The sequence below is a fragment of the Streptomyces regalis genome (genome assembly GCF_001509475.1).
Classification (GTDB): domain Bacteria; phylum Actinomycetota; class Actinomycetes; order Streptomycetales; family Streptomycetaceae; genus Streptomyces; species Streptomyces regalis.
Map to the genome: position 1 here is coordinate 121,909 of NZ_LLZG01000364.1, position 26,401 is coordinate 148,309.

The 26,401-nt window shown below is 70.3% G+C and carries 20 protein-coding genes and 1 pseudogene; 15 read left to right on the forward strand and 6 right to left on the reverse strand.

The window, feature by feature from the left end; all coding sequences use genetic code 11:
- Window positions 1–14: 14 nt before the first annotated feature.
- Window positions 15–875: a bifunctional DNA-formamidopyrimidine glycosylase/DNA-(apurinic or apyrimidinic site) lyase gene (gene mutM / locus ADL12_RS33540; protein ID WP_062709125.1), complete on the forward strand. Its 861-nt coding sequence runs from the start codon at window positions 15–17 to the stop codon at window positions 873–875.
- On the opposite strand, the gene ADL12_RS33545 is transcribed toward mutM, so the two are convergent.
- The gene (locus tag ADL12_RS33545) at window positions 848–1,249 is read right to left on the reverse strand and encodes a winged helix-turn-helix transcriptional regulator (RefSeq protein WP_062709128.1); all 402 of its coding nucleotides are present in this window, start codon (window positions 1,247–1,249) and stop codon (window positions 848–850) included. The two genes, mutM and ADL12_RS33545, sit on opposite strands and share 28 nt — an antisense overlap.
- Before the next feature lie 107 nt (window positions 1,250–1,356).
- Between ADL12_RS33545 and ADL12_RS33550 the strand changes: the two genes are divergently transcribed.
- Entirely contained in the window at window positions 1,357–1,944 is a 588-nt protein-coding gene (locus ADL12_RS33550; RefSeq protein WP_062709131.1) for a flavodoxin family protein, read from the forward strand.
- Between the two features lie 11 nt (window positions 1,945–1,955).
- Window positions 1,956–2,285, forward strand: a complete 330-nt coding sequence (locus ADL12_RS33555) for a hypothetical protein (protein ID WP_062709134.1) — start codon at window positions 1,956–1,958, stop codon at window positions 2,283–2,285.
- A gap of 7 nt (window positions 2,286–2,292) precedes the next feature.
- Here the strand turns inward: ADL12_RS33555 and ADL12_RS33560 are convergent, their stop codons facing one another.
- Window positions 2,293–3,453 carry a CAP domain-containing protein gene (locus ADL12_RS33560; protein WP_062709139.1) on the reverse strand — a complete coding sequence of 387 codons (1,161 nt, stop codon included), beginning with the start codon at window positions 3,451–3,453 and terminating at the stop codon, window positions 2,293–2,295.
- Between the two features lie 152 nt (window positions 3,454–3,605).
- Here ADL12_RS33560 and ADL12_RS33565 point away from each other — a divergent pair, with 152 nt between their 5' ends.
- From ADL12_RS33565 to ADL12_RS33580, 4 genes are all read left to right on the forward strand, one after another.
- The gene (locus ADL12_RS33565) at window positions 3,606–3,887 is read left to right on the forward strand and encodes an acylphosphatase (protein WP_062709142.1); all 282 of its coding nucleotides are present in this window, start codon (window positions 3,606–3,608) and stop codon (window positions 3,885–3,887) included.
- A gap of 382 nt (window positions 3,888–4,269) precedes the next feature.
- Complete coding sequence (locus ADL12_RS33570; RefSeq protein ID WP_007493378.1) at window positions 4,270–4,473, forward strand: hypothetical protein; 204 nt, start codon at window positions 4,270–4,272, stop codon at window positions 4,471–4,473.
- A 253-nt stretch (window positions 4,474–4,726) separates the two neighbouring features.
- Window positions 4,727–8,350: a chromosome segregation protein SMC gene (smc, locus tag ADL12_RS33575; protein WP_062709145.1), complete on the forward strand. Its 3,624-nt coding sequence runs from the start codon at window positions 4,727–4,729 to the stop codon at window positions 8,348–8,350.
- A gap of 160 nt (window positions 8,351–8,510) precedes the next feature.
- Window positions 8,511–9,926 carry a sugar porter family MFS transporter gene (locus ADL12_RS33580; protein WP_062709148.1) on the forward strand — a complete coding sequence of 472 codons (1,416 nt, stop codon included), beginning with the start codon at window positions 8,511–8,513 and terminating at the stop codon, window positions 9,924–9,926.
- Between the two features lie 110 nt (window positions 9,927–10,036).
- Here ADL12_RS33580 and ADL12_RS33585 read toward each other — a convergent pair whose 3' ends face one another.
- A complete protein-coding gene (locus tag ADL12_RS33585; protein ID WP_244188143.1) occupies window positions 10,037–10,270 on the reverse strand; it encodes a hypothetical protein in 234 nt (77 codons plus the stop codon).
- A 53-nt stretch (window positions 10,271–10,323) separates the two neighbouring features.
- Entirely contained in the window at window positions 10,324–11,295 is a 972-nt protein-coding gene (locus ADL12_RS33590) for an LLM class flavin-dependent oxidoreductase (RefSeq protein ID WP_062709151.1), read from the reverse strand.
- A gap of 140 nt (window positions 11,296–11,435) precedes the next feature.
- Between ADL12_RS33590 and ftsY the strand changes: the two genes are divergently transcribed.
- A complete protein-coding gene (gene ftsY / locus ADL12_RS33595; RefSeq protein ID WP_062709154.1) occupies window positions 11,436–12,647 on the forward strand; it encodes a signal recognition particle-docking protein FtsY in 1,212 nt (403 codons plus the stop codon).
- Window positions 12,648–12,764: 117 nt separating this feature from the next.
- On the opposite strand, the gene ADL12_RS33600 is transcribed toward ftsY, so the two are convergent.
- The gene (locus ADL12_RS33600; RefSeq protein WP_062709156.1) at window positions 12,765–13,421 is read right to left on the reverse strand and encodes a bifunctional DNA primase/polymerase; all 657 of its coding nucleotides are present in this window, start codon (window positions 13,419–13,421) and stop codon (window positions 12,765–12,767) included.
- A 458-nt stretch (window positions 13,422–13,879) separates the two neighbouring features.
- Here ADL12_RS33600 and nsdA point away from each other — a divergent pair, with 458 nt between their 5' ends.
- The 6 genes from nsdA to ftsH all read left to right on the forward strand — a co-directional run bounded on the left by nsdA (window position 13,880) and on the right by ftsH (window position 23,640).
- Window positions 13,880–15,373, forward strand: a complete 1,494-nt coding sequence (gene nsdA / locus ADL12_RS33605) for a transcriptional repressor NsdA (protein ID WP_062709159.1) — start codon at window positions 13,880–13,882, stop codon at window positions 15,371–15,373.
- 335 nt (window positions 15,374–15,708) lie between these two features.
- Entirely contained in the window at window positions 15,709–17,052 is a 1,344-nt protein-coding gene (locus tag ADL12_RS33610; RefSeq protein ID WP_062709162.1) for an ammonium transporter, read from the forward strand.
- Window positions 17,049–17,387: a P-II family nitrogen regulator gene (locus tag ADL12_RS33615; protein ID WP_003997576.1), complete on the forward strand. Its 339-nt coding sequence runs from the start codon at window positions 17,049–17,051 to the stop codon at window positions 17,385–17,387. The genes ADL12_RS33610 and ADL12_RS33615 overlap by 4 nt, the downstream gene beginning before the upstream one ends.
- Window positions 17,388–17,456: 69 nt before the next feature.
- The gene (locus tag ADL12_RS33620) at window positions 17,457–19,904 is read left to right on the forward strand and encodes a [protein-PII] uridylyltransferase (protein ID WP_062709165.1); all 2,448 of its coding nucleotides are present in this window, start codon (window positions 17,457–17,459) and stop codon (window positions 19,902–19,904) included.
- Between the two features lie 106 nt (window positions 19,905–20,010).
- Window positions 20,011–21,561: a signal recognition particle protein gene (gene ffh, locus ADL12_RS33625; protein ID WP_062709168.1), complete on the forward strand. Its 1,551-nt coding sequence runs from the start codon at window positions 20,011–20,013 to the stop codon at window positions 21,559–21,561.
- Between the two features lie 141 nt (window positions 21,562–21,702).
- Complete coding sequence (gene ftsH, locus ADL12_RS33630; RefSeq protein WP_079052416.1) at window positions 21,703–23,640, forward strand: ATP-dependent zinc metalloprotease FtsH; 1,938 nt, start codon at window positions 21,703–21,705, stop codon at window positions 23,638–23,640.
- Window positions 23,641–23,649: 9 nt separating this feature from the next.
- On the opposite strand, the gene ADL12_RS33635 is transcribed toward ftsH, so the two are convergent.
- Window positions 23,650–24,528: a class I SAM-dependent methyltransferase gene (locus ADL12_RS33635; protein ID WP_062709174.1), complete on the reverse strand. Its 879-nt coding sequence runs from the start codon at window positions 24,526–24,528 to the stop codon at window positions 23,650–23,652.
- A gap of 198 nt (window positions 24,529–24,726) precedes the next feature.
- Between ADL12_RS33635 and proS the strand changes: the two are divergent.
- Window positions 24,727–26,143: pseudogene (gene proS, locus ADL12_RS33640) on the forward strand (proline--tRNA ligase).
- The last annotated feature ends 258 nt before the right edge of the window (window positions 26,144–26,401 follow it).

A 26,401-nucleotide genomic window follows, 5' to 3' on the forward strand; every position in this document is an offset into this window, starting at 1 on the left:
AGTACGGGGGAGCCATGCCCGAGTTGCCCGAGGTCGAGGTCGTCCGACGCGGTCTGGAGCGGTGGGTCGCCCATCGCACTGTCGCCGACGCCGAGGTGCTGCACCCGCGTGCCGTACGCCGCCATGTCGCGGGCGCGGACGACTTCGCGCACCGCCTCAAGGGCCACCGCATCGGCACGCCGAGCCGTCGCGGCAAGTACCTGTGGCTGCCCCTGGAGGACACGGAGCAGTCGATCCTGGCCCACCTCGGGATGAGCGGCCAGCTGCTGATGCAGCCGCAGAGCGTGCCCGACGAGAAGCACCTCAGGATCCGCGTGCGCTTCGCGGACGTGCTCGGCACCGAACTGCGCTTCGTGGACCAACGCACCTTCGGCGGCCTGTCGTTGCACGACAACACCCACGGCGGCCTGCCCGACGTCATCGCGCACATCGCCCGCGATCCCCTCGACCCGCTCTTCGACGACGAGGCCTTCCACCAGGCTCTGCGCCGCAAGCGCACGACGATCAAACGGGCCTTGCTCGACCAGTCGTTGATCAGCGGTGTCGGCAACATCTACGCGGACGAGGCCCTGTGGCGCACCCGCCTCCACTACGACCGCCCGACGGCGACCTTCACCCGCCCGCGCACCCTCGAACTCCTGGGCCACGTAAGGGACGTGATGAACGCCGCCCTCGCGGTGGGCGGCACCAGCTTCGACAGCCTGTACGTCAACGTCAACGGCGAGTCGGGCTACTTCGACCGATCGCTGGACGCGTACGGCCGTGAAGGGCTGCCGTGCAAGCGGTGCGGTACGCCGATGCGCCGGCGGCCCTGGATGAACCGGTCCAGCTACTTCTGCCCGAAGTGTCAGCGGGCGCCGCGCGTCTCGTCGTAGTGCTGACGTGCCGCGAGCACGTCGTCCATCCGGCCCTCCACGAAGTGGATGAGGCTCAGCAGCCGCTCGGCGACGTCACGGCCCAGCGGCGTCAGCTCGTAGTCCACGCGGGGCGGATTGGTCGGCTGGGCCTCGCGGTGCACCAGGCCGTCGCGCTCCAGGGCGTGCAGTGTCTGGGACAGCATCTTCTCGCTGACGCCGTCGACACGGCGGCGCAGCTCGTTGAAGCGCAGCGAGCCCTCGTACAGGGCGCCCAGCGTGAGTCCGCCCCAGCGGCCCGTGACGTGCTCCAGTGTGCCGCGCGAGGGACAGGCCTTGGCGAACACGTCGTACGGGAGGTTCTGCGCCTCCGTGCGCTCCTGCGTGGTGTCCATATCTCAAGCGTACGCGAATGCAGCGCTAACCGGCAGATTGCACTACCTAAAAGTTAGTGCTTTCCTTTCGTTATCACCAGTGAGCTGCCTATCTCAGGAGTACGTACGTGACCACCCCTGTTGTCTCCATCGCCTACCACTCCGGCTACGGCCACACCGCCGTCATCGCCGAGGCCGTCCGATCGGGTGCCGTCGAGGCCGGTGCCGAGGTGCACCTGATCAAGGTGGACGAGATCACCGAGGAGCAGTGGGCGACCCTCGACGGCTCGGATGCCATCGTGTTCGGTTCGCCGACCTACATGGGCACCGCGTCCGGCGCCTTCCACGTCTTCGCGGAGGCCACCTCGAAGCGCTGGGCCGAGCAGGCCTGGACCGACAAGCTGGCCGCCGGCTTCACCAACTCCGCCTCCAAGAGCGGCGACAAGCTGCACACCCTGCAGTTCTTCCAGATCCTGGCCGCCCAGCTCGGCATGCACTGGATCAACCTCGGCCTGCTCCCCGGCTGGAACAACAGCGCTGGCTCCGAGAACGACCTCAACCGCCTCGGCGTCTTCGCCGGCGCCGCCGCCCAGACCAACGCCGACCAGGGCCCGGAGGCCGTCCACAAGGCCGACGTCGCGACGGCCGAGCACCTCGGGCGCCGGGTGGCCGAGACGGCGAAGGTGTTCGCGCGGGGGCGCGTCGCGGCCGCCTGAGTCGCGCCGTAATGAACTGGGTGCGCAGGGACGGGTACGAGATCTGCTTCGTCGCGGGCGCGGGGGAGGACCTCGACGAGGTCGGCGATGTCGACATGTGGGTGACGTTCGCCGACGGACAGCGCTGGTCCGGGACCGTCTTCACCCTCGACGAGGCGCGCCGCCTGATGGACCGCTGGAAGGACGCCGGGGAATGTCTCGGCGGCCGGTACTTCTACGGCTGGGACAACCTGATGGTCCGGGACCCGGGCATCCCCGCCATGGTCCAGGTCATCGACGACCTCGTCGCCACCGGCGACTACCGGTCGGCCCTGCGCCCTGTGGGCCTCGCCGAGGACTGACAGCCGGTCAGTAGCCGAAGTCCTGCGTCCACCAGGGCCCGCCGGAGCCGAAGTGCACACCGACCCCCAGCGTCTTGAAGTCGCAGTTCAGGATGTTGGCCTTGTGGCCCGGGCTGTTCATCCAGGCGTCCATCACCGCGGCCGCGTCGGCCTGGCCGCGGGCTATGTTCTCGCCGCCGAGGTCGGTTATGCCCGCCTTCGCGGCCCGGTCCCACGGGGAGGCCCCGGTGGGGTCGGTGTGGTCGAAGAAGCCGCGCTCGGCCATGTCCTCGCTGAAGTCCTGGGCCAGATCGGCCAGTGAGCTGTTGGCGGCGACCGCGCTGCAGCCCACCTGGGCGCGCTCGTCGTTGACGAGGCTCAGCACCTCGGCCGCGGCGGCGGTCTCCGCGGACACCGTCACGGGGGCGCGGGTCTTCTCCTTCTCGGGCGCCTTCGTCGCCGTACGCGAAGGGGTTTCCTTCGGCTTCTGGCTGGGCGTGGCCGACGGCTTCTTCGACGGGGTCTTCGTCGGCGCGGCCGACGAGGTCGACGGGGACGGCGAGGCGGGCCGCTGGACGTCGCGGCTCGTCGAGCCGCCGTCGGCGTGGCTGTCGGCGCTGCCGGACGTGCCGCCCTGCTCGCTCGGGGCGTTGGTCGGGGTGTCGGCGGCCTGCACCTTGTCCGCGGCGCCCGAACCGCCGAGCTGGTAGTTTTCGATGCCGGGTATCGCGCCGGTGGTGACCGCGACCGTGCCCAGGGCGACCGCCGCGGAGACGCCGAGCAGCCCGGTCTTCACCGGAGCCACGGCCTTCTTCTTGCGGCGGCGGTGCGAGCCGCCCGCGGGCTGCCGGGAGCCGCCGGAGGGCGTGAAGCCGTCACTGCGGAGGACTGCGGTGGCCGCACCCGCGGCGGAGCCACTGCCGGATGCGGCGTCGCTCGGGAAGGTCGTGGGGCCGGTGATCCGGTCGTAGCCGTCGTCCGAGGCGAAGAGGTAGGCGTCGCTCTTCGCGTAGGCCTCGGCGTACGCCTCCGGATTCAGATACGGCGCGATGCCCATCTGTGTGGGGTGGTCGCCCGTGTGCGAGTCCCGCGGGGCGTGGCCCTCTGTATAGGAGCCGTCCGTATGTGTGACCCCCGTGGCGCGGCCCGTGGCGGCGCGGCCGGCGGCGGAGCGTCGGTGGCGTCCCATGTTCTGGCCTTCCTCGTCCGTGCGGTCTCAACGTCCTCACAGAACTCACTCGATCGTGTGAGTTTCATATGGGATTCATTGGGTGGGGACGGTACCGCATGGCGCCGGAGGAGGAAGTGCCCGAAGAGACATTGGCCCGTTAGGTTGCACTCATGAGCGAGGATGTACGGCTGGTCGCCTGGGTGCGTGGACGCGTACAAGGCGTGGGTTTTCGCTGGTTCACGCGGGCCAAGGCGCTCGAGATCGGCGGCCTGAGTGGTTTTGCTCTCAATTTGGACGACGGACGGGTCCAGGTCGTCGCGGAGGGGGCCCGGGACGGCTGCGAGGGGCTGCTGGACTGGCTCCAGGGTGACGACACGCCCGGGCATGTGGACGGTGTCACCGAGATCTGGGACACACCTCGCGGGGGTTACGACGGCTTCGCCATCCGCTGAGCCGGATCTGTAAAGCGGCCCCGGCACAAGCGGAGGGACCTGCCACCGGCAACTGCCCCGAGCAGAAAGGAGCAGGTGGTTGCCAAGAACCCGGTTGCAGTGGCAGGCTCCGGCGGTAAGGATGATCGCCACGCCCTGAGGCCCCGCAGGAGTCGCCGCGCCGCCGCTTTCCGGCCGCGCGCCCCCGGGTTGCCCGCCAATACGGGGCGTGATCGTGTTGACCGTCAAACTTTTTGGTGAGACGCTGAAAGCCCCGCGCACCTTAGCTGTTTGGCATGGCTGAACGGCAGCACAACTCCAGGCCTGCCAAGCAACCGCGGGTGCGAATCCCTCACGACCCACACCGCATCGGTCGGTCACTCAGTGTGGAGGACCATCCATCATGGCAAAGGCGCTTCTCGGTTACGTCGGCGGCTCCGACCCTCGACTCCTCGCCGAGATGCGACGGCTCCAGCAGCGTGTCCAGGACCTGGAATCCGAGCTCGGACGGATCCAGGCGGAGAACGACGCTCTGCAGGCTGCCGCTTCTCACGACAGGATCATGGAGAGCATCGACGCACACCAGGCGGAGCCTGCGCTCACCTGATCACTGCATCGCTCCACAACAGCACAAGCAGTGGTTGGGCGGCCCGTATCCAACCGCTAAGTAGTTGTCAGGCGACTGGTCCGCCAGCCGTCAGAAGTTGCAAGGGACGCTTCGGCGTCCCTTCTTTCTTGCTCCCGGCTTACTGCCCCGCGCATCCTTTCACCCTCTTTAACGTCTGGTGTGCCCTGCACGTTCATCGGTGAAACCGCGGGTTCATGGAGTGGGATACCAGCGGAAGGTAGAGTCCAGCGGCGTGCACCTCAAGGCCCTGACCCTCCGCGGGTTCAAGTCGTTCGCCTCGGCGACCACGCTCCGGTTCGAGCCGGGGATCACGTGCGTCGTCGGTCCGAACGGCTCGGGCAAGTCCAACGTCGTGGACGCGCTCAGCTGGGTCATGGGCGAGCAGGGTGCCAAGTCGCTGCGCGGCGGCAAGATGGAGGACGTCATCTTCGCCGGCACGACCGGCCGTCCGCCACTTGGCCGTGCCGAGGTTTCGCTGACCATCGACAACTCCGATGGCGCACTGCCCATCGAGTACTCCGAGGTCACCATCACTCGGATCATGTTCCGCAACGGCGGCAGCGAGTACCAGATCAACGGCGACACCTGCCGCCTCCTCGACATCCAGGAGCTCCTCTCCGACTCCGGCATCGGCCGCGAGATGCACGTCATCGTCGGCCAGGGCCAGCTCGACTCCGTCCTGCACGCCGACCCCATGGGCCGCCGCGCCTTCATCGAGGAGGCCGCAGGCGTCCTCAAGCACCGCAAGCGCAAGGAGAAGGCCCTTCGGAAACTGGACGCGATGCAGGCCAACCTCGCGCGCGTGCAGGACCTGACGGACGAGCTGCGCCGGCAGTTGAAGCCGTTGGGCCGCCAGGCGGCGGTGGCGAGAAGGGCCGCCGTCATCCAGGCGGATCTGCGCGACGCCCGGCTCCGCCTCCTCGCCGACGATCTCGTACGGCTCCAGGAGGCGCTCCAGGCCGAGGTCGCCGACGAGGCCGCCCTGAAGGAGCGCAAGGAGTCCGCCGAGCAGGAGCTGAAGAAGGCGCTCCAGCGCGAGGCCCTCCTGGAGGACGAGGTACGGCAGCTCACGCCGCGGCTGCAGCGGGCCCAGCAGACCTGGTACGAGCTGTCCCAGCTCGCGGAGCGGGTGCGCGGCACGATCTCGCTGGCCGACGCGCGCGTGAAGAGCGCCACGTCCGCACCGCTGGAGGAACGCCGGGGCCGCGACCCCGAGGACATGGAGCGCGAGGCCGCCCGGATCCGCGAGCAGGAGGCCGAGCTCGAAGCGGCCCTGGAGGCGGCCGAGCGGGCCCTTGAGGACACGGTCGCCCACCGTGCCGAACTGGAACGTGAGCTCACGCAGGAAGAACGGCGCCTGAAGGACGTCGCCCGCGCCATCGCGGACCGCCGCGAGGGCCTCGCCCGGCTGAACGGCCAGGTCAACGCGGCCCGTTCGCGTGCCGCCTCCGCCCAGGCCGAGATCGACCGCCTGGCCGCTGCCCGCGACGAGGCCCAGGAGCGGGCCTTCGCCGCGCAGGAGGAGTACGAGGCCCTGAAAGCCGAGGTCGACGGCCTGGACGCCGGCGACGCGGAACTCGCCGAGCAGCACGAGGCGGCGAAGCAGCAGCTCACGGAGGCGGAGGCCGCCCTGTCCGCGGCCCGCGAGGCGGCCACCGCGGCGGAACGGGGGCGCGCCGCGACCCAGGCCCGCCACGAGGCGCTGGCGCTGGGGCTGCGGCGCAAGGACGGCACGGGCGCGCTGCTGGGTGCGAAGGACCGTCTCACGGGGCTGCTGGGCCCGGCCGCGGAACTGCTGACGGTGACGCCCGGGTACGAGGTGCCACTGGCGGCCGCCTTCGGCGCAGCGGCGGATGCCCTGGCGGTCACCTCACCGTCGGCCGCGGCAGACGCGATCAGACTCCTGCGCAAGCAGGACGGTGGACGGGCGTCGCTGCTGCTGGCGGGAGCACCGCAGGACACCGGTGCGGCAGCCGACCCCAGGGGCGCGGGGCTGTATCAATATGCGGCTCCGCCGCGGGGCGCGACAAGCCACGATGAACCCGCAGACGCCCGGCATCCTCACGCGGCACATTTCGTCCGCGGCCCCTCCGAGCTCATGCCGTCCGTACGCCGTCTCCTGCGCGGCATCGTCGTCGTCGGCACCCTCGAAGACGCCGAAGACCTCGTCTATACCCACCCCGACCTCATCGCCGTCACCGCCGAAGGCGACCTGCTGGGCGCGCACTTCGCGCACGGGGGGTCCGCCGGGGCGCCCAGTCTGCTCGAAGTGCAGGCCTCCGTGGACGAGGCCGCTGCCGAGCTGGAAGAGCTGGCCGTCCGGTGTGAGGAGCTGGCCGGGGCACAGCATGCGGCGGGTGAGCGGCGCAAGGAGTGTGCCGGGCTCGTGGAGGCACTGGGGGAGCGGCGCCGGGCGGCCGACCGGGAGAAGTCGGCGGTCGCCCAGCAGCTCGGCCGGCTCGCAGGCCAGGCAAGGGGCGCCGCGGGCGAAGCGGAGCGCTCCGTCGCCGCCGCAGCGCGGGCCCAGGACGCCCTCGACAAGGCCCTCCAGGAGGTCGAGGAGCTGGCCGAACGGCTGGCCGTCGCCGAGGAGATGCCGGTCGAGGAGGAACCCGACACGTCGGTACGGGACCGTCTCGCCGCCGACGGCGCCAACGCGCGCCAGACCGAGATGGAGGCGCGCCTCCAGGTCCGTACGCACGAAGAACGTGTCAAGGGACTCGCCGGCCGCGCCGACTCCCTCGACCGCGCCGCCCGAGCGGAGCGAGAGGCACGCGCGCGTGCCGAGCAGCGGCGGGCGAGGCTGCGCCACGAGGCGGCCGTCGCCGAAGCCGTCGCCTCCGGCGCGCGCCAACTCCTCGCGCACGTCGAGGTCTCCCTCGCCCGCGCCGACGAGGAGCGCACCGCCGCCGAAGCCGCGAAGGCGCGGCGTGAGCAGGAGCTGGCCGCCGCCCGCACCGCAGGCCGCGACCTCAAGGGCGAACTCGACAAGCTGACCGACTCCGTCCACCGTGGCGAAGTCCTCGGCGCCGAGAAGCGGATGCGGATCGAGCAGCTGGAGACCAAGGCGCTGGAGGAACTGGGCGTCGAGCCGGCCGGGCTCGTCTCCGAGTATGGCCCCCACCAGCTCGTACCGCCCTCCCTGGCCGCCGAGGGCGAGCAGCTCCCCGAGGACCCCGAGCACCCCCGCAACCAGCCCAAGCCCTTCGTCCGGGGCGAACAGGAGAAGCGGCTCAAGTCCGCCGAGCGCGCCTACCAGCAGCTCGGCAAGGTCAACCCGCTCGCGCTGGAGGAGTTCGCGGCGCTGGAGGAACGGCACAAGTTCCTCAGCGAGCAGCTCGAGGACCTGAAGAAGACCCGAGCCGACCTGCTCCAGGTCGTCAAGGAGGTCGACGAGCGCGTCGAGCAGGTCTTCACCGAGGCCTACCGGGACACGGCCCGGGAGTTCGAGGGCGTCTTCAGCCGGCTCTTCCCCGGTGGCGAGGGGCGGCTGATCCTGACCGATCCCGACAACATGCTCACCACGGGTGTCGACGTCGAGGCACGTCCCCCCGGCAAGAAGGTCAAGCGGCTGTCGCTGCTCTCGGGTGGTGAGCGCTCACTCACCGCCGTTGCCCTGCTGGTGTCGATCTTCAAGGCCCGGCCGAGCCCGTTCTACGTCATGGACGAGGTCGAGGCCGCCCTCGACGACACCAACCTGCAGCGGCTGATCCGCATCATGCAGGAGCTGCAGGAAGCCTCGCAGCTGATCGTGATCACCCACCAGAAGCGCACGATGGAGGTCGCCGACGCGCTGTACGGCGTCTCCATGCAGGGCGACGGGGTGTCCAAGGTCATCAGCCAGCGACTGCGCTGACGCACACTCCCTGTTTCATTCAAGAATTGAACACATTCCCATCACCTCTGGTCTCCAAGGTCACACATACCTCCTCTTGACTTCGAAACTTGAAGACATAGGTTGGGCGACGTTGCTTTTGCCTTCACCCGGCAGCGTTGCCGGTGCCCGAGGAGTACACGTGACCAGCACAGCGCAGGCACCCACGTCAGGAGCCAGGACGGCGCACCCCGAGCATCTCGGGCACGTCGTCTTCATCACCGCGGCGGCCGCCATGGGCGGCTTCCTCTTCGGCTACGACAGCTCCGTCATCAACGGAGCCAACGGCGGCATCCAGGCCCGGTTCGACCTCAGCTCCGGCGTCACCGGGACCGTCGCCGCCAGCGCCCTGCTCGGTAGTGCCGTGGGCGCCGCGATCGCCGGCCGCATAGCCGACCGCATCGGCCGCATCCGCGTCATGCAGATCGCGGCGGTGCTGTTCGCCGTGAGTGCCGTCGGTTCCGGCCTCCCGTTCGCCGCGTGGGACCTCGCCGCCTGGCGTGTCCTCGGCGGCATCGCCATCGGCATGGCCTCGGTCATCGGCCCGGCCTACATCGCCGAGGTCGCCCCGCCCGCCTACCGCGGCCGGCTCGCCTCGTTCCAGCAGGCCGCCATCGTCATCGGCATCGCCGTCTCCCAGCTCGTCAACTGGGCCATCCTCAACATGGCCGACGGCGAGGAGCGCGGGACGGTCGCGGGCCTGGAGGCCTGGCAGTGGATGCTCGGCGTGATGCTCGTACCCGCCGTGATCTACGGCCTGCTGTCCTTCGCCATCCCCGAGTCCCCGCGCTATCTGATCAGCGTCGGCCGCATCGACGACGCCAAGAAGGTGCTCGCCGACGTCGAGGGCGGCACCGACCTGGACGGCCGGGTCGCCGAGATCGACCAGGCCATGCGCAGCGACCACAAGTCCACGTTCCGGGACCTGCTGGGCGGCCGGTTCGGTCTGCTGCCGATCGTGTGGATCGGTATCGGCCTGTCCGTCTTCCAGCAGCTGGTCGGCATCAACGTCATCTTCTACTACTCGAACCTGCTGTGGCAGTCCGTGGGCGTCGACCCGTCGAGCTCGTTCTTCTACTCGTTCGAGACCTCGATCATCAACATCATCGGCACCGTGATCGCGATGATCTTCGTCGACCGCATCGGCCGCAAGCCGCTCGCCCTCATCGGCTCCGTCGGCATGGGCATCGCGCTCGCGGCGGCCGCCTGGGCCTTCTCCTTCCAGAACGGCAACGACCCGCTGCCGACCGCGCAGGGCTACGTGGCGCTGATCGCCGCCAACGCGTTCGTTCTCTTCTTCGCCCTGTCCTGGGGCGTGGTCGTCTGGGTCATGCTCGGTGAGGTCTTCCCGAACAAGATCCGCGCCGCCGCCCTGGGTGTGGCCGCCTCGGCCCAGTGGATCGCCAACTGGGTGATCACGATCACCTTCCCGGACCTGTCGGACTGGAACCTGTCGCTCACCTACGTCATGTACGCGGTGTTCGCCTTCCTCTCCATCCCCTTCATCCTCAAGTTCGTGCCCGAGACCAAGGGCAAGAAGCTGGAGGACATGGGCTGACCGGCCCCCGAACTCGGGGAGAAGGGCCAAGTCCCCGCTGCCCCTCTCCCCGTAACCCGCCGCCGCCCCGGCTCGGCCACTGCCCGAGCCGGGGCGGCGGTTCTCGTACGTCACCAGATATCGACCGTCCGCGGGTGCTTGGCGCCCTGCGCGATCGCGTCGAGATGGGCGCGCAGCAGGGCGACCTCGCGCAGGAACTCCGGCACCTCCCCGGCCTCCACCGCCAGGTCCCGCTCGGCCAGTACGGGCAGGAAGCGCGCACCCAGCGCGCGCACGAACTGCGATCCCCACACGGTCCTACGCCAGGACTCGAAGCCGCCGGACTGATAGACGTCGTCCGGCACGTTCCCAGTGGATAAGCCGCCGCCCGGCCAGGGCCATCGAATATCCGCGCGCGTCAGTCGCCCAGCGCCGGAAGCACCTCCTCCGCGAACAGCCGCAGGCCCCGCCACCCCTCCTCCACCGGCATCCCGCCCGACAGCGGATGCAAGACGTAGTTGTCGAAGCCCAGGCTTACGCACTCCTGCGGCGTCACGATCCGGTACACGCCCTCGGCACGCAGCTCCTCCACCGTCGTGGCCGCCGACTTCACCGCCGACCGCACGTCCCCGGACTGCCAGGAGGCGTACGTCCGCGCCTCGTGCAGGAAATGCCCGCCGTAGCGCGCCCACGCCCGGTCGGGGTCCTCGGCCACGTGCAGCAGCGGCGTCTCGGCGGCCGGCATCATGGTCCAGCCCTCGGTGCCGTACTCGACGAGCCGCTCCTTGTAGTACGCCTCCAGCTCCGGCAGATGCGCGCTGGGGAAGAACGGCAGACCGAGCCGGGCGGCCCGGCGGGCGGCGGCCTTCGAGGAGCCGCCGACCAGCAGCAGCGGGTGCGGATCGGTGTACGGGCGCGGAGTGACCCGGACCGTACGGCCCCGGTACTCGAACGGCTCGCCGGTCCACGCCTTGAGCAGGGTGTCGAGGAGCTCGTCCTGGATCTTGCCGCGCCGCTTCCAGTCCACGTCGAACAGGGCGTACTCCTCGGGCCGGTACCCGATCCCGGCGACCGTCACCAGCCGCCCGCCGCTCAGCAGATCCAGTACGGCGATCTCCTCGGCCAGCCGCAGCGGGTCGTGCAGCGGGCCGATGATCGCCGAAACGGTGACCGCGATGCGCCGGGTCGCGCCGAAGACCGCGGCCGCGAAGGCGAAGGGCGACGGCAGCCAGTTGTTGTCGGCGCCGTGGTGCTCCTCCGTCTGCACGGTGGTGATGCCGTGCTCGTCGGCGTACGCGGCCATCTCCAGGGCCGCCCGATAGCGGGCGGTGAGCGAGGCGGGGGTCGCGTCGGGCTCGACGAGGTTGAAGCGTACGACCGTGACGGGCATGGGGGTCCCCCTTCACCGGGCGGGTGTGCGGGGACCATAGCTGACGGGTCGTCAGACTGCCAGAGGCCCGCCTTCCGAGCTTGTGGCCCCTGCGCGTACGACGAACGGCCGAGCGGGAGGTCACGCATACTGGCTGTGTTATGGACATCCTCATCCTTGCTGTAGTCATCGCCGTGGTCGTGCTCGGCGCGCTCGGTGGGCTCATCGTCGGCAGCCGTCGCAAGAAGCAGCTGCCTCCGCCGCCCCCCGCCGCCCCCGACATCACCGCCCCTCCGGCCGAGCCGCACGTCGGCGACGAGGCCGAAACGCCGCGCGACGAACCGCGCCGGACCATAGAGGAGGTGGACCTTCCGGGCGGCGGAGCACCGACCGCCGTCGAGGAACCTCCCGTCGTCGAAGAGCTCCCGCCCGTCGAGATCGAGGTCCCGGAGCCCACCGCCGGCCGCCTGATCCGCCTGCGCGCCCGGCTCTCCCGCTCCCAGAACGCCCTCGGCAAGGGGCTGCTCACGCTCCTGTCGCGCGAGCACCTCGATGAGGACACCTGGGAGGAGATCGAGGACACGCTGCTCACCGCCGATGTCGGCGTACTGCCCACCCAGGAACTGGTCGACGGGCTGCGCGCGCGCGTGAAGGTCCTCGGCACCCGCACGCCCGAGGAGCTGCGCGGCCTGCTGCGCGAGGAGCTGCTCAAGCTGGTCGGCACCGACTTCGACCGCACGGTGAAGACCGAGCCGGAGACCAGCAAGCCCGGCATCGTGATGGTCGTCGGTGTCAACGGCACCGGCAAGACCACCACCACCGGCAAGCTCGCCCGCGTCCTCGTGGCTGACGGCCGCAGCGTCGTCCTGGGCGCCGCCGACACCTTCCGTGCCGCCGCCGCCGACCAGCTCCAGACCTGGGGCGAGCGCGTCGGCGCCTACACCGTGCGCGGTCCGGAGGGCGGCGACCCCGCCTCCGTGGCCTTCGACGCGGTGAAGGAGGGCAAGGAGATGGGCTCCGACGTCGTCCTCATCGACACCGCCGGCCGCCTGCACACCAAGACCGGCCTCATGGACGAGCTCGGCAAGGTCAAGCGGGTCGTCGAGAAGCACGCGCCGCTGGACGAGATCCTCCTCGTGCTGGACGCGACGACCGGGCAGAACGGTCTGGTCCAGGCCCGCGTCTTCGCCGAGGTCGTCGACATCACCGGCATCGTGCTCACCAAGCTGGACGGCACGGCCAAGGGCGGCATCGTCGTCGCGGTCCAGCGCGAGCTGGGCGTGCCGGTGAAGCTGGTCGGGCTGGGCGAGGGGGCCGACGATCTGGCGCCGTTCGAGCCGGAGGCGTTCGTTGACGCCCTTATCGGGGAGTGAGCGGCGACCCCTCTTACGAACTTTCGTATGTAGGCGCTCGGAGAAGCGCCCGCCTCCCAAGGTGCAGTTGGGGGACGGGCGCTTCGCTGTGTACGACTGTGACGGTCGCGACCTCTGTTACGCCCGCGACCGATGCGCCACGTAAGCCAACGTCCCCAGCAGCAGCCGCGCCGTCGGCGGCCTCGTCGCCGAGTCCAGCTCGGGTGGCCGTAGCCATCGCACCGGCCCCAGCCCGCCCCGGTCGGACGGCGGTGCCGTGATGTGCGTGCCGGGGCCGAGGCCGCGCAGGTCGAGGTGGGTCGGGTCGTCCCAGCCCAGGCGGTAGAGGAGCTCGGGGAGTTCCGCGGCGGCGCCGGGGGCGACGAAGAAGTGGGCGCGGCCCTCGGGGGTGGCGGTGACCGGGCCGAGGGGGAGTCCCATGCGTTCGAGCCGGGTCAGCGCCCGGCGTCCGGCGGGCTCGGCCACCTCGATCACGTCGAACGCGCGCCCGACCGGCAGCATCACCGCGGCGCCCGGCACCTCCGCCCATGCCTTGCCGACCTCGTCGAGCGTGGCCCCGGCCGGGACCTCGGGTGCGAAGTCGAGGGGGTGTGCGCCTGGGGCGTGGCAGTCGGAGTGGCCGCACGAGCAGGCGCCCGCCGCTGCTCGCGCGCCGGGCACCACGTCCCAGCCCCACAGTCCGGTGAACTCGGCGACGGCGGTGCACTCCGAGGAGCGGCCGCGTCGTCGCGAGCCGGACCGGATCTCCCGGATGCCGCCGATCGTGAAGCCCATGCCCCCTCCAACGGGTCCAGCGCGCCGGTGGTTACGACACGGAATCGAGACGTGACCCTCTGTGTTCCTGGATCGCCGGTTACCCATTGACTCCGCTCGATCCACGCGGCGCCTGGAAGTACTCCGGGTTGTGGACTTGGCGACACGCGCCCCTGAGTGCTTCGCTCCGCCCACTTCGGGCCGTCCTATGTCAAGTGAATCGCGTGGAGGCCACCGTTAGTTCATTCGAAGGGGTGGCGAATGGTGGCGTTTCCGGGATCGCCATGGCTGAGGGCGTGATCGTAGGATTACCGTGAGTGCACAAGCCCTCGGGGCACATGCACTCGTGGGTATGCCGGGGGCAAGTCGGCTTTCCGTTCGAAGGGTGGCAAGTGCCGGACGGGCGACCCGATTTACCGGCATTCTGATAAGGCTTGGCGCACTCGGTGAAAAGTGGTCCAAGGGATGGGGGCGTTCCAGTGAGCGGCAACAGCGGAAGCGGTACGAGTGCTGGTGGCGCATCGCACGCTGACAAGCGCCCGAACGAGCTGCTCACGTCCTGGTTCGTGCGCAGCGGCTGGTCGAAGGGCGAGCTCGCCCGCCAAGTGAACCGCCGCGCACGCCAGTTGGGTGCCAACCACATCTCCACGGACACCTCGCGCGTCCGCCGCTGGCTGGACGGCGAGAACCCCCGCGAGCCGATCCCGCGGATCCTGTCCGAGCTGTTCTCCGAGCGGTTCGGCTGTGTCGTCTCCGTCGAGGACCTCGGCCTGCGCGCGGCCCGCCAGTCACCCTCCGTGTCCGGCGTCGACCTGCCCTGGACGGGCCCGCAGACGGTGGCCCTGCTCAGCGAGTTCTCGCGCAGCGACCTGATGCTGGCGCGGCGCGGCTTCCTCGGGAGCTCGCTGGCCCTGTCCGCGGGCCCCGCCCTCATCGAACCCATGCAGCGCTGGCTGGTCCCCGCGCCGCCGGCCCCGTACCAGGAATCCCGGCCCATCCCGTCCTCACGCGCGCGTGGCCGTCTGTCCAGGCCCGAGCTGGACCTGCTGGAGTCCACCACCGTGATGTTCCGGCAGTGGGACGCCCAGTGCGGCGGCGGCCTGCGCCGCAAGGCGGTCGTGGGCCAGCTGCACGAGGTGACCGACCTGCTCCAGGAGCCCCAGCCGGAGGCCACCACCAGGAAGCTGTTCAAGGTCGCCGCCGAGCTGGCGGAGCTGGCCGGCTGGATGTCGTACGACGTGGGGCTCCAGCCCACCGCGCAGAAGTACTTCGTCCTCGCGCTGCACGCCGCCAAGGAGGCGGGCGACCGGCCGCTCGGCTCGTACGTCCTCTCCAGCATGAGCCGCCAGATGATCCACCTCGGCCGGCCCGACGACGCGCTGGAGTTGATCCACCTCGCGCAGTACGGCAGCCGGGACTGCGCGAGCCCGCGCACCCAGTCCATGCTGTATGCGATGGAGGCCCGCGCGTACGCCAACATGGGCCAGCCCGGCAAGTGCAAGCGGGCGGTCCGGATGGCCGAGGACACGTTCTCCGAGGCCGACGACTGGGACGAGCCGGACCCCGACTGGATCCGTTTCTTCTCCGAGGCCGAGCTGTACGGCGAGAACTCCCACTCCTACCGCGACCTGGCCTATGTCGCCGGCCGCAGCCCGACGTACGCCTCGCTGGCCGAGCCCGTGATGCAGCAGGCCGTGAACCTGTTCGCGAAGGACGGCGAGCACCAGCGGTCGTACGCACTGAACCTCATCGGCATGGCCACAGTGCATCTGCTGCGGCGCGAGCCCGAGCAGAGCGCGGTCTATGCGGAGCAGGCCATGCAGGTCGCCAAGAAGGTGCGCTCCGAGCGCGTCAACACTCGTATTCGAAAGACGGTCGACACGGCTGTACGCGATTTCGGGGATCTCGCCGAGGTCGTGGACCTCACCGACAAGCTCGCCGTGGAGCTGCCGGAGACCGCGGAGGCGGTCTGAGCTTCGCGTGCAATCCCAGGGCAACCCCTGAACCCCGGCCGCGGCCGGCCCTCCCGAACTGCCCGACTCGGCTCCCCCATGCCAGGTCATCGGAAGGCCGACCGCGGCCGGTTTTTCTTCCCTCAGTGAAGGTTGCGCCACGATAACGATCGTGCAGCCGAACATCTCGGAGTTCATCAACGCGTAACACGCAGGGCGCCTTCGTCACGGCGGCGAAACAACGAGGGGCTTCCATCGAAACGGCGCTGCGTCAATCTCTTGGCGCATAACCGGCCCACCCCTCAATCCGCTCAGGCTTCGCCCGCACGGGGCCGTACCAACACGAGGAGACGCCGATGGCACCAGCCATCATGATGGCGGCAGACAAGGTAGAGCTGTCGCCCGCCAACACAGGTTTCATGCTCATCTGTTCCGCCCTGGTGATGCTCATGACCCCGGGCCTGGCCTTCTTCTACGGAGGCATGGTCCGCGTCAAGAGCACCTTGAACATGCTGATGATGAGTTTCATCAGCCTGGGGATCGTCACCATCCTGTGGGTGTTGTACGGCTTCTCCATGGCGTTCGGCACCGACTCCGGCAGCCTCATCGGCTGGAACTCGGACTGGGTGGGCCTCAGCGGGGTCGACAAGAACGAGCTCTGGGGCACGTACAACATCCCGCTCCTGGCCTTCATGGTCTTCCAGCTGATGTTCGCGATCATCACGCCCGCGCTGATCAGCGGTGCTCTCGCGGACCGCGTGAAGTTCTCCGCCTGGGCGCTGTTCATCGCGCTGTGGGCCACGATCGTCTACTTCCCCGTCGCCCACTGGGTCTGGGGTGAGGGCGGCTGGGCCTTCGACTTGGGCGTGATCGACTTCGCCGGTGGTACGGCGGTCCACATCAACGCCGGTGCCGCGGCGCTCGGCGTGATCCTGGTCATCGGCAAGCGGGTCGGCTTCAAGAAGGACCCGATGCGCCCGCACAGCCTCCCGCTGGTCATGCTCGGCGCCGGTCTGCTGTGGTTCGGCTGGTTCGGTTTCAACGCCGGCTCGTGGCTCGGCAACGACGACGGCGTCGGCACGCTGATGTTCGTCAACACCCAGGTCGCCACCGCCGCCGCCATGCTGGCCTGGCTGATCTACGAGAAGATCCGCCACGGTGCGTTCACCACGCTGGGCGCCGCCTCCGGTGCGGTCGCCGGTCTGGTCGCCATCACCCCGTCCGGTGGTGCGGTCACCCCGATCGGCGCGATCGCCGTCGGTGCCATCGCCGGTGTCCTGTGCGCCATGGCTGTGGGCCTGAAGTACAAGTTCGGCTACGACGACTCGCTCGACGTCGTCGGTGTCCACCTCGTCGGCGGTGTCGTCGGCTCGGTCCTGATCGGCTTCTTCGCCAGCGGTAAGGGCCAGTCCGATGCGGCGGGCGTCTTCTACGGCGACCACAAGTTCGACCAGCTGTGGAAGCAGCTCGCCGGTGTCGGCGGTGTCCTCGCCTACTCCCTGATCGTCTCCGCGCTCCTCGCCTTCATCCTCCACAAGACCATCGGTATGCGGGTCTCCGAGGACGAAGAGGTCGCCGGTATCGACCAGGCCGAGCACGCCGAGACCGCATACGACTTCAGTGGCGCCGGTGGCGGTGCGGCCAAGGCCGCGGTCACGGCCCCGGTCGCCGCAGCTTCGAGCAAGAAGGTGGACGCATGAAGCTCATCACCGCCGTCGTCAAGCCCCACCGGCTCGACGAGATCAAGGAGGCCCTCCAGGCCTTCGGAGTGCACGGCCTGACGGTCACCGAGGCGAGCGGCTACGGTCGTCAGCGGGGCCACACCGAGGTCTACCGCGGTGCCGAGTACACCGTCGACCTGGTCCCTAAGATCCGTATCGAGGTGCTGGCCGAGGACGACGACGCCGAGCAGCTGATCGACGTCATCGTCAAGGCCGCCCGCACCGGCAAGATCGGTGACGGCAAGGTCTGGTCCCTGCCGGTCGAGACGGCCGTACGGGTTCGGACCGGCGAGCGCGGACCGGACGCGCTCTGAGGAACGCGCTCTGGAGAAGCACTCCAAGAGAACGCGCTCTGAGAGAAGAAGAAGGACAGGAGTTGCTGGGTGTCGAGTACGGACGTTCGTAAGGATGCAGAGGACTCGGGACCCAGCGGCTACGCGGCGGCCCGGCTGCGTCTCCTCACCGAGGGGGCGCAGTCCGGGCCGCCGCGCCGTGCGGCCCTCGCGAACCTGACCGACGACTGGCTGACCGGCCTGTTCGCCGCCGGGGCCGAGAGACTGCGCGGCGTCTCCCTGGTCGCCGTCGGCGGCTACGGCCGCGGCGAGCTGTCCCCGCGCAGCGACCTGGACCTGCTCCTGCTGCACGACGGTAACGACTCCGACGCGGTGGCCGCCCTGGCCGACCGCATCTGGTACCCCGTCTGGGACCTCGGTCTGGCCCTGGACCACTCCGTGCGCACGCCGGCCGAGGCCCGCAAGACGGCCGGGGAGGATCTGAAGGTCCAGCTCGGCCTGCTGGACGCCCGCCACATCGCGGGCGACCTCGGCCTCACGGCCGGCCTGCGGACGGCGGTCCTGGCCGACTGGCGCAACCAGGCGCCCAAGCGCCTGCCCGAACTCCAGGAGCTGTCCGCCGAGCGCGCCGAGCGCCAGGGCGAGCTGCAGTACCTGCTGGAACCCGACCTGAAGGAAGCGCGCGGCGGTCTGCGGGACGCCACCATCCTGCGCGCCGTCGCCGCCTCCTGGCTGGCCGACGCCCCGCGCGAGGGCCTCGCCGACGCCCGGCGCCGACTGCTCGACGTGCGCGACGCCCTGCACCTGACGACGGGGCGCGCGACGGACCGGCTCGCGCTCCAGGAGCAGGACCAGGTCGCGGCCGAGCTGGGCCTGCTCGACGCGGACACGCTGCTGCGGCAGGTGTACGAGGCGGCGCGGGTCATCTCGTACGCGAGCGATGTCACCTGGCGCGAAGTGGGGCGCGTGCTGCGCTCGCGCGCTGTGCGGCCGCGTCTGCGCGCCATGCTGGGCGGCGGGAAGCCGACCGCCGAGCGCTCACCGCTGGCCGAGGGTGTGGTGGAGCAGGACGGCGAGGTGGTGCTCGCCCGCGCCGCACGCCCCGAACGCGACCCTGTCCTTCCCCTGCGCGCCGCGGCCGCCGCCGCACAGGCCGGACTCCCGCTCTCCCTGCACGCCGTACGGCGCATGGCGGCCGCCATGCGCCCCTTGCCCACGCCCTGGCCCGCCGAGGCACGCGAACAGCTCGTGACCCTGCTGGGCTCCGGGCGGCCGACGGTCGAGGTGTGGGAGGCCCTGGAGGCCGAAGGGCTGATCACTCGCTTCCTTCCCGACTGGGAGCGGGTGCGCTGCCGCCCGCAGCGCAACGCCGTGCACATCTGGACCGTCGACCGGCACCTCATCGAGACGGCCGTCCGGGCCTCCGAGTTCACCCGCCGCGTCCACCGCCCCGACCTCCTCCTGGTCGCCGCGCTGCTGCACGACATCGGCAAGGGCTGGCCCGGCGACCACTCGGTGGCCGGCGAGATCATCGCCAAGGACGTGGCCGCGCGCATCGGCTTCGACCGCGACGACGTGGCCGTGCTCTCCACCCTCGTACGTCATCACCTGCTGCTCGTCGACACGGCCACCCGGCGTGACCTGGAGGACCCGGCCACCGTGCGCTCGGTCGCCGAGGCGATCGGCTCGCAGGGCACCCTGGAGCTGCTGCACGCCCTGACCGAGGCGGACGCGCTGGCCACCGGCCCGGCGGCCTGGTCGTCGTGGCGGGGCTCGCTCGTCGCCGACCTGGTGAAACGGGTCGCGGCCGTACTCGCCGGGGACGACCTGGACGAACCCGAGGCCGCCGCGCCCACCGCCGAGCAGGAGCGGCTGTCCATCGAGGCGATCGCGACCGGCAGCCCCGTGCTGGCGCTGCGCGCGCAGACCGAGCCGCCGGCCGAGGACCAGCCCCCGGGCGACCCGGAGCCGCTCGGCGTGGAGCTCCTCATCGCCGTACCGGACCAGCCGGGCGTGCTGCCCGCGGTGGCCGGCGTCCTGGCGATGCACCGCCTGACCGTCCGCACCGCCGAGCTGCGCGCCCTGGACCTGCCGGACGGCGTCGAGGGCTCCGTCCTGCTGCTGGACTGGCGGGTCGCCGCCGAGTACGGCTCCCTGCCGCAGGCCGCCCGGCTCCGCGCCGACCTGGTACGGGCCCTGGACGGCTCCCTGGACATCGCGGGCCGCCTCGCCGAGCGGGACGCGGCCTATCCGCGCCGCCGGGGCGTCGTGGCGCCGCCGGCGAGGGTGTCGGTCCACCCGGCCGCCTCCCGGCTGGCCACGGTGATCGAGGTGCGCGCTCAGGACGCGCCGGGGCTGCTGTTCCGGATCGGCCGGGCGCTGGAGGACGCGAGCGTGCGGGTGCGCAGTGCGCACGTGAGCACCCTGGGTGCCAACGCCGTGGACGCGTTCTATGTCACAGGCCCCGAGGGCGCGCCGCTGCCCAGCGAGGAAGCGGCCTCCGTGGCGCGCAAGCTGGAGGAGACGTTGCGGGGCTGAGAGCCTGTTCACAGCCTCTGAACCCAGGGATCCCGGCAACCTGCGTCGCCGGGATACCCTGGAGGGCGATTCCCAGCTGCCACCGACCCCGAGGACCGCGAGCGCCGTGTTCGATACTCTCTCCGATCGCCTCTCAGCGACTTTCAAGAACCTGCGCGGCAAGGGACGGCTCTCCGAGGCGGACATCGACGCCACCGCGCGCGAGATCCGCATCGCACTCCTCGAAGCGGACGTGGCGCTGCCTGTCGTCCGGACGTTCATCAAGAACGTCAAGGAGCGTTCCCTCGGTGCCGACGTCTCCAAGGCACTGAACCCGGCCCAGCAGGTCCTGAAGATCGTCAACGACGAGCTCGTGACGATCCTGGGCGGCGAGACCCGGCGCCTGCGGTTCGCCAAGCAGCCGCCGACCGTGATCATGCTGGCGGGTCTGCAGGGTGCCGGTAAGACCACCCTCGCGGGCAAGCTCGGCCGCTGGCTGAAGGAGCAGGGCCACTCGCCCCTCCTGGTCGCCGCCGACCTCCAGCGCCCCAACGCCGTCAACCAGCTCAGCGTCGTCGCCGACCGGGCCGGTGTCGCGGTCTTCGCGCCGGAGCCGGGCAACGGCGTCGGTGACCCGGTCAAGGTCGCCAAGGACTCCGTCGAGCACGCCAAGGCCAAGGTCCACGACATCGTGATCGTGGACACCGCCGGCCGGCTCGGCATCGACCAGGAGATGATGCAGCAGGCCGCGGACATCCGCGACGCGGTCTCCCCGGACGAGATCCTGTTCGTCGTCGACGCGATGATCGGTCAGGACGCGGTCAACACCGCGGAGGCCTTCCGCGACGGCGTCGGCTTCGACGGCGTGGTGCTCTCCAAGCTCGACGGTGACGCCCGCGGTGGTGCCGCCCTGTCGATCCGCCAGATCACCGGCAAGCCGATCATGTTCGCGTCGAACGGCGAGAAGCTCGACGACTTCGACGCCTTCCACCCGGACCGGATGGCCTCCCGCATCCTCGACATGGGTGACCTGCTCACCCTGATCGAGCAGGCGGAGAAGACCTTCGACCAGGCCGAAGCCCAGAAGATGGCCGAGAAGCTGGCCTCCAAGAAGGGCCAGGACTTCACCCTCGACGACTTCCTGGCCCAGATGGAGCAGGTCCGGAAGATGGGCAGCATCAGCAAGCTGCTCGGCATGCTCCCGGGCATGGGCCAGATCAAGGACCAGATCAACAACCTCGACGAGCGCGACATCGACCGCACGGCCGCGATCATCAAGTCGATGACCCCGGCCGAGCGCCAGGAGCCGACGATCATCAACGGCTCGCGGCGCGCCCGTATCGCCCGCGGTTCCGGTGTCGAGGTCAGCGCGGTCAAGAACCTGGTCGAGCGGTTCTTCGAGGCCCGCAAGATGATGTCCCGCATGGCCCAGGGCGGCGGCATGCCCGGCATGCCGGGGATCCCGGGCATGGGTGGCGGCCCCGGCCGGGCCAAGAAGCAGCCGAAGAAGGCCAAGGGCAAGCAGCGCTCCGGCAACCCGATGAAGCGCAAGCAGCAGGAGCAGGAGGAGGCCGCTCGCAGGGCCGCCGCCGCTCAGGGCGGCGCCTTCGGCGTGCCGGGCCAGCAGGCTCCGCAGGACTTCGAGCTGCCGGACGAGTTCAAGAAGTTCATGGGCTGACGGTTCATCTCGTACGGTCTTCTCGTCTCGTACGACCTTCCGTACGACCGTCTCGTCGCGTACGTCACTGGGGGCGCCCCTCTCCATGGGGGGGCGCCCCCAGCGCATGCCATGGACGGGTATCTGCCGTAACGTCCAGATATGAGCAATGCCGCGCCGCCACGCAAGGCCCCTGACCAGCCGTGGCGCACCGAGGGCACGCCGGACGAGCCGCCGGGGCGGCCCGGTGGGCGATGGATGCGCGGCCGCTGGTGGAGCCTGCTCCTCACCGCGGTGATCGTGTTCCTGCTCGCCTATGTGGGGCTGACGTACCTCGACCGGGGCAACGAGCCGACGATCTCCTACACGGAGTTCAGCAGGCAGGTCGATGCCGGCAATGTCGACAAGATCTACTCCAAGGGCGACGCGATCCAGGGAGAGCTCAAGAACGCCCGGGACAACCCCGAGGGCGACGGCGACTACACCAGGTTCAAGACCCAGCGCCCGGCCTTCGCGGACGACGACCTCTGGCGGGACCTGAGCAGCCACGAGGTGACGGTGACCGCCCAGCCGGTCGTGCGGGAGCGCGGCGTCGTGTCCAACCTGCTGATCTCGCTGGCGCCGATCGTGATCATCGTCGCGGTGTGGATCTTCGTCGCCCGGCGGCTCGGCGGGGGCCGGGGCGGCGCGGGCGGCATGTTCGGGCGCAAGGCGCCGCCCAAGCCGGTCGAGCTGCGGCCGGGGACCCAGCGCACGACATTCGCGGACGTGGCCGGCATCGACGAGGTCAAGGGCGAGCTGGACGACGTCGTCGACTTCCTGGAGCATCCCGACGCCTACCGCAGGATGGGCGCGAAGATGCCGCGCGGCGTGCTGCTCGCCGGCTCGCCCGGCACCGGCAAGACCCTGCTGGCGCGTGCGGTGGCGGGCGAGGCGGGCGTGCCGTTCTTCTCCGCCTCCGCGTCCGAGTTCATCGAGATGATCGTCGGCGTCGGCGCGTCCCGCGTCCGGGAGCTGTTCGCCGAGGCCCGCAAGGTCGCGCCGTCGATCATCTTCATCGACGAGATCGACACCATCGGACGGGTGCGGGGCGGCGGCGCGTCGGTGAGCGGGCACGACGAGCGCGAGCAGACGCTGAACCAGATCCTCACCGAGATGGACGGCTTCTCCGGCTCGGAGGGCGTGATCGTCATCGCCGCCACGAACCGCGCCGACATCCTCGACCCGGCGCTGACCCGCCCCGGCCGCTTCGACCGGGTGGTCAACGTCTCCCCGCCGGACCGCGGCGGACGCGAGGCGATCCTGCGGATCCACACCCGCGAGATCCCGCTCGCCGAGGACGTGGACCTGACCCAGCTCGCCCGCACCACCCCCGGCATGACCGGCGCGGATCTGGCCAATCTCGCCAACGAGGCGGCCCTGCTCGCGGTCAAGCGGCAGCAGCAGCAGGTGACCGCCGCGGACCTGTCCGAGGCCCTGGAGAAGGTGCAACTGGGCGCCGAGCGCACCCTCGTCATGCCCGAGGAGGATCGCCGCCGTACGGCCTACCACGAGAGCGGACACGCCCTCCTCGGCATGCTGCAGCCGGGCGCCGACCCCGTCCGCAAGATCACCATCGTGCCGCGCGGCCGGGCGCTCGGGGTGACGATGTCGACGCCCGAGGTGGAGCGGTACGCGCACTCGGAGCAGTACCTGCGCGGCCGCATCATCGGCGCACTGGGCGGCATGGCGGCCGAACAGGTGGTCTACGGGGTCGTCACCACGGGTGCGGAGAACGACCTGGAACAGGTCACCAACATCGCGCGCGCGATGGTGGCCCGCTGGGGCATGAGCGAGCGCGTCGGCCGGCTGTCCGCCCTGCCCAGCGACGCCCAGCAGGCGTACGGGCTCTCGGCCGCCCCGCAGACCCTCGACGTGATCGACGCGGAGATGCGCCGGATCGTCGACGAGTGTTACGAGGAGGCCTGCCGCAAACTCCGCGACCACTACAAGCAGTTGGAGGCGCTGGCGGAGGCCCTGCTGGAGAGCGAGACGCTGGAGGAGGCGGACGCCTACCGGATCGCGGGCGTCACCCGGCTGACCAAGGCCGCAGACGCGTAGCGAACCCGCTCAGGGCACGCGCGCGATCAGGTACCGGAAGACATTCGGCATCCACACCGTCCCGTCCGGACGCAGATGCGGATGCAGCGCCTCCGTCAACTCCTTGTCCACCTGCACCTGATCGGTCGCCGCGATCGCCGAGTCGAACAACCCTGTCGACAGCAGCCCCCGTACGGCACTGTCCACGTCCGCGTACCCGAACGGGCAGGCCACCCGCCCGGAACCGTCGGGCCTCAGGCCGGCCCGCTGGGCGACCTCCTCCAGGTCGTCGCGCAGGGCGGGGCGCCAACTGCCCGCGCTGCGCAAGGGATCGGCCAACTTGGTGGCGACGCGCAACACGGACGACGTGGCGCAGCGCTCCGGCGGGCCCCAGCCGGCGAGCACCACGGGCGCCCCCCGGTCGGCGAGCGGCGTCGCGGCCGCGAGCACCTCACCGAGCCCCTCGGAGTCGCCCGCGAGGCACCCGATGGGCTCGAAGGCGGTCACCAGCGTGTACGCGGGCGTCTGCGCGCGCGTCTCGGCGCCGGTCGCAGCAGCCAGGTCGCCGGGCGAGCCGTCAACGAGGCGGGCGTCCGCACGCGCGCGCGTGCCCCACGCCTCGGGCAGCAACCGCTGCCGCCCGAGAGCCAGTCGCTCGGGGGAGGAAGGCTCGACCCCGGTGACGGTCGCGCCTCTGGACGCCGCCATCACCAGGGCGAGCCCGCTGCCACAGCCGAGGCCCAGCAGCCGGGTCCCGGGGCCCACTTCCAGTCGCTCGTAGACGGCTTCGTAGAGCGGAACCAGCATCCGCTCCTGGATCTCGGACCAGTCACGCGCGCGTGCACACAGGTTCACGCGAGGTGCCGCCCCCACGTGAGGCAGGTGCTGCCGCACGAGCGTAGGTGTCATCTAAAGCGCCCCAATCCGCCGAGAGTTACCGCTGCGTCCGATTCCGTCGCCCCCGTGGCATGCGCTCACGCTTCCCCCGTATGCCAGGTAACTCCGCGCCCGACGCCGCGTCCAGGGGTCGCGGGGCCCTCCTTGTGGCTTCCCTGCCTCCGTGGCGAGAATTCACATTCCGGCAACGTGGGCCCGTACGATCTCGCCATGGCAAAGGCACCCGTTCTCACGCCTCAGACGGAGGACTTTCCGCGCTGGTACCAGGACCTGATCAACAAGGCCGAGCTGGCCGACAACGGTCCGGTGCGCGGCACGATGGTCATCCGGCCGTACGGGTACGGGCTGTGGGAGCGGATGCAGGCCGAGATGGACGCCCGCATCAAGCGCGCCGGAGCCTCCAACGCCTACTTCCCGCTGTTCATCCCGCAGTCGTACCTGACGAGGGAGGCCGAGCATGTCGAGGGCTTCGCACCCGAGCTGGCCGTCGTCACGCACGGCGGCGGCAAGGAGCTGGAGGAGCCCGTCGTCGTCCGGCCCACCTCCGAGACGATCATCAACGAGTACTTCGCCAAGTGGGTGCAGAGCTACCGCGACCTGCCGCTGCTGATCAACCAGTGGGCGAACGTGGTGCGTTGGGAGATGCGCCCGCGCGTGTTCCTCCGGACGACGGAATTCCTCTGGCAGGAGGGCCACACCGCACACGCCACCTACGAGGACGCCCGGGACTACGCCGCGCACATCCACCAGGACGTGTACGCCGACTTCATGGTCAACGTCCTCGGGATCGACGTCGTGCTGGGCCGCAAGACCGCGAGCGAGCGCTTCGCCGGTGCCGTCAACACCCTCACCCTCGAAGGGATGATGGGTGACGGCAAGGCCCTCCAGATGGGCACCAGCCATGAGCTCGGCCAGAACTTCGCCAAGGCCTTCCACACCCGGTACCTGTCCAAGGAGGGCCACCAGGAGTACGTCTGGCAGACCTCCTGGGGCTGCTCCACCCGCATGGTCGGTGGTCTGATCATGGCGCACGGCGACGACCGCGGTCTGCGGGTGCCGCCGCGGCTCGCTCCGGTCCAGGCAGTCGTGCTGGCGATCACAGGGGGACGAGCCGGTTCTGGCCAAGGTCCGCGAGATCGGCGATCGGCTGAGCGCGGCGGGCGTCCGCGTCCAGGTCGACGACCGCACCGACACCCCGTTCGGCCGCCGCGCCGTCGACTGGGAGCTCAAGGGCGTGCCGGTCCGCATCGAGGTCGGCCCCCGTGACCTGGAGAGCGGCACGGCGATGCTGGCCCGCCGCATCCCGGGCGGCAAGGAGCCGGTCTCCCTGGACGCTCTGGTGGCGCAGCTGCCCGCGATCCTCGAAGAGGACCAGGCCCTGCTGCTGCGGCAGTCCCGCGAACGCCGCGAGTCCCGTACCTCCGGCGTGTCGACGATCGAGCAGGCCGTCGAGGCCGCCACCGCCGGCGGCTGGGCACGCATCCCCTGGGCGACGCTCGGCGAAGAAGGCGAGGCCAGGCTGGCCGAGCACGCGGTGACCGTACGGTGTCTGGTCGCCGCGGACGGGTCGGTACCGGACGCCGACGACGCGCCGGGTAACGTCGCCGTCGTGGCGCGCGCTTACTGAGATGAAGGCCGTGTGGAACCAGGGCGGCCGAAACGCCTCTTGCGCATCCGCGGACCACAGCCGCACCGGCGTGTGGACAGGGCGTACGCGCCGGGGCGTACGTCAGGCTACGCACCGGTTGGGCATGAGCTGTGAGGCTTCTCCGCAGATCGGCGCACCCGCCCTCGTCAGGGCGCATCATTCGCAACTGACGGGTACGTGCAAATTATTTGGGATGGCCCGGAATCGGAACACAGCGGCACTCCGGCTCGTTGTCAT

Excerpts from the sequence above, each read along its gene's own strand:
- ADL12_RS33610 (WP_062709162.1), top strand. The coding sequence starts at position 15,709 with ATGGCACCAGCCATCATGATGGCGGCAGACAAGGTAGAGCTGTCGCCC.
- ftsH (WP_079052416.1), top strand. The coding sequence starts at position 21,703 with ATGAGCAATGCCGCGCCGCCACGCAAGGCCCCTGACCAGCCGTGGCGC.
- ADL12_RS33565 (WP_062709142.1), top strand. The coding sequence starts at position 3,606 with ATGAGCGAGGATGTACGGCTGGTCGCCTGGGTGCGTGGACGCGTACAA.
- ADL12_RS33560 (WP_062709139.1), bottom strand. The coding sequence starts at position 3,453 with ATGGGACGCCACCGACGCTCCGCCGCCGGCCGCGCCGCCACGGGCCGC.
- ADL12_RS33590 (WP_062709151.1), bottom strand. The coding sequence starts at position 11,295 with ATGCCCGTCACGGTCGTACGCTTCAACCTCGTCGAGCCCGACGCGACC.
- ADL12_RS33570 (WP_007493378.1), top strand. The coding sequence starts at position 4,270 with ATGGCAAAGGCGCTTCTCGGTTACGTCGGCGGCTCCGACCCTCGACTC.
- ftsY (WP_062709154.1), top strand. The coding sequence starts at position 11,436 with ATGGACATCCTCATCCTTGCTGTAGTCATCGCCGTGGTCGTGCTCGGC.
- ADL12_RS33600 (WP_062709156.1), bottom strand. The coding sequence starts at position 13,421 with ATGGGCTTCACGATCGGCGGCATCCGGGAGATCCGGTCCGGCTCGCGA.
- mutM (WP_062709125.1), top strand. The coding sequence starts at position 15 with ATGCCCGAGTTGCCCGAGGTCGAGGTCGTCCGACGCGGTCTGGAGCGG.
- ADL12_RS33545 (WP_062709128.1), bottom strand. The coding sequence starts at position 1,249 with ATGGACACCACGCAGGAGCGCACGGAGGCGCAGAACCTCCCGTACGAC.
- ADL12_RS33555 (WP_062709134.1), top strand. The coding sequence starts at position 1,956 with ATGAACTGGGTGCGCAGGGACGGGTACGAGATCTGCTTCGTCGCGGGC.
- ADL12_RS33615 (WP_003997576.1), top strand. The coding sequence starts at position 17,049 with ATGAAGCTCATCACCGCCGTCGTCAAGCCCCACCGGCTCGACGAGATC.
- ADL12_RS33635 (WP_062709174.1), bottom strand. The coding sequence starts at position 24,528 with ATGACACCTACGCTCGTGCGGCAGCACCTGCCTCACGTGGGGGCGGCA.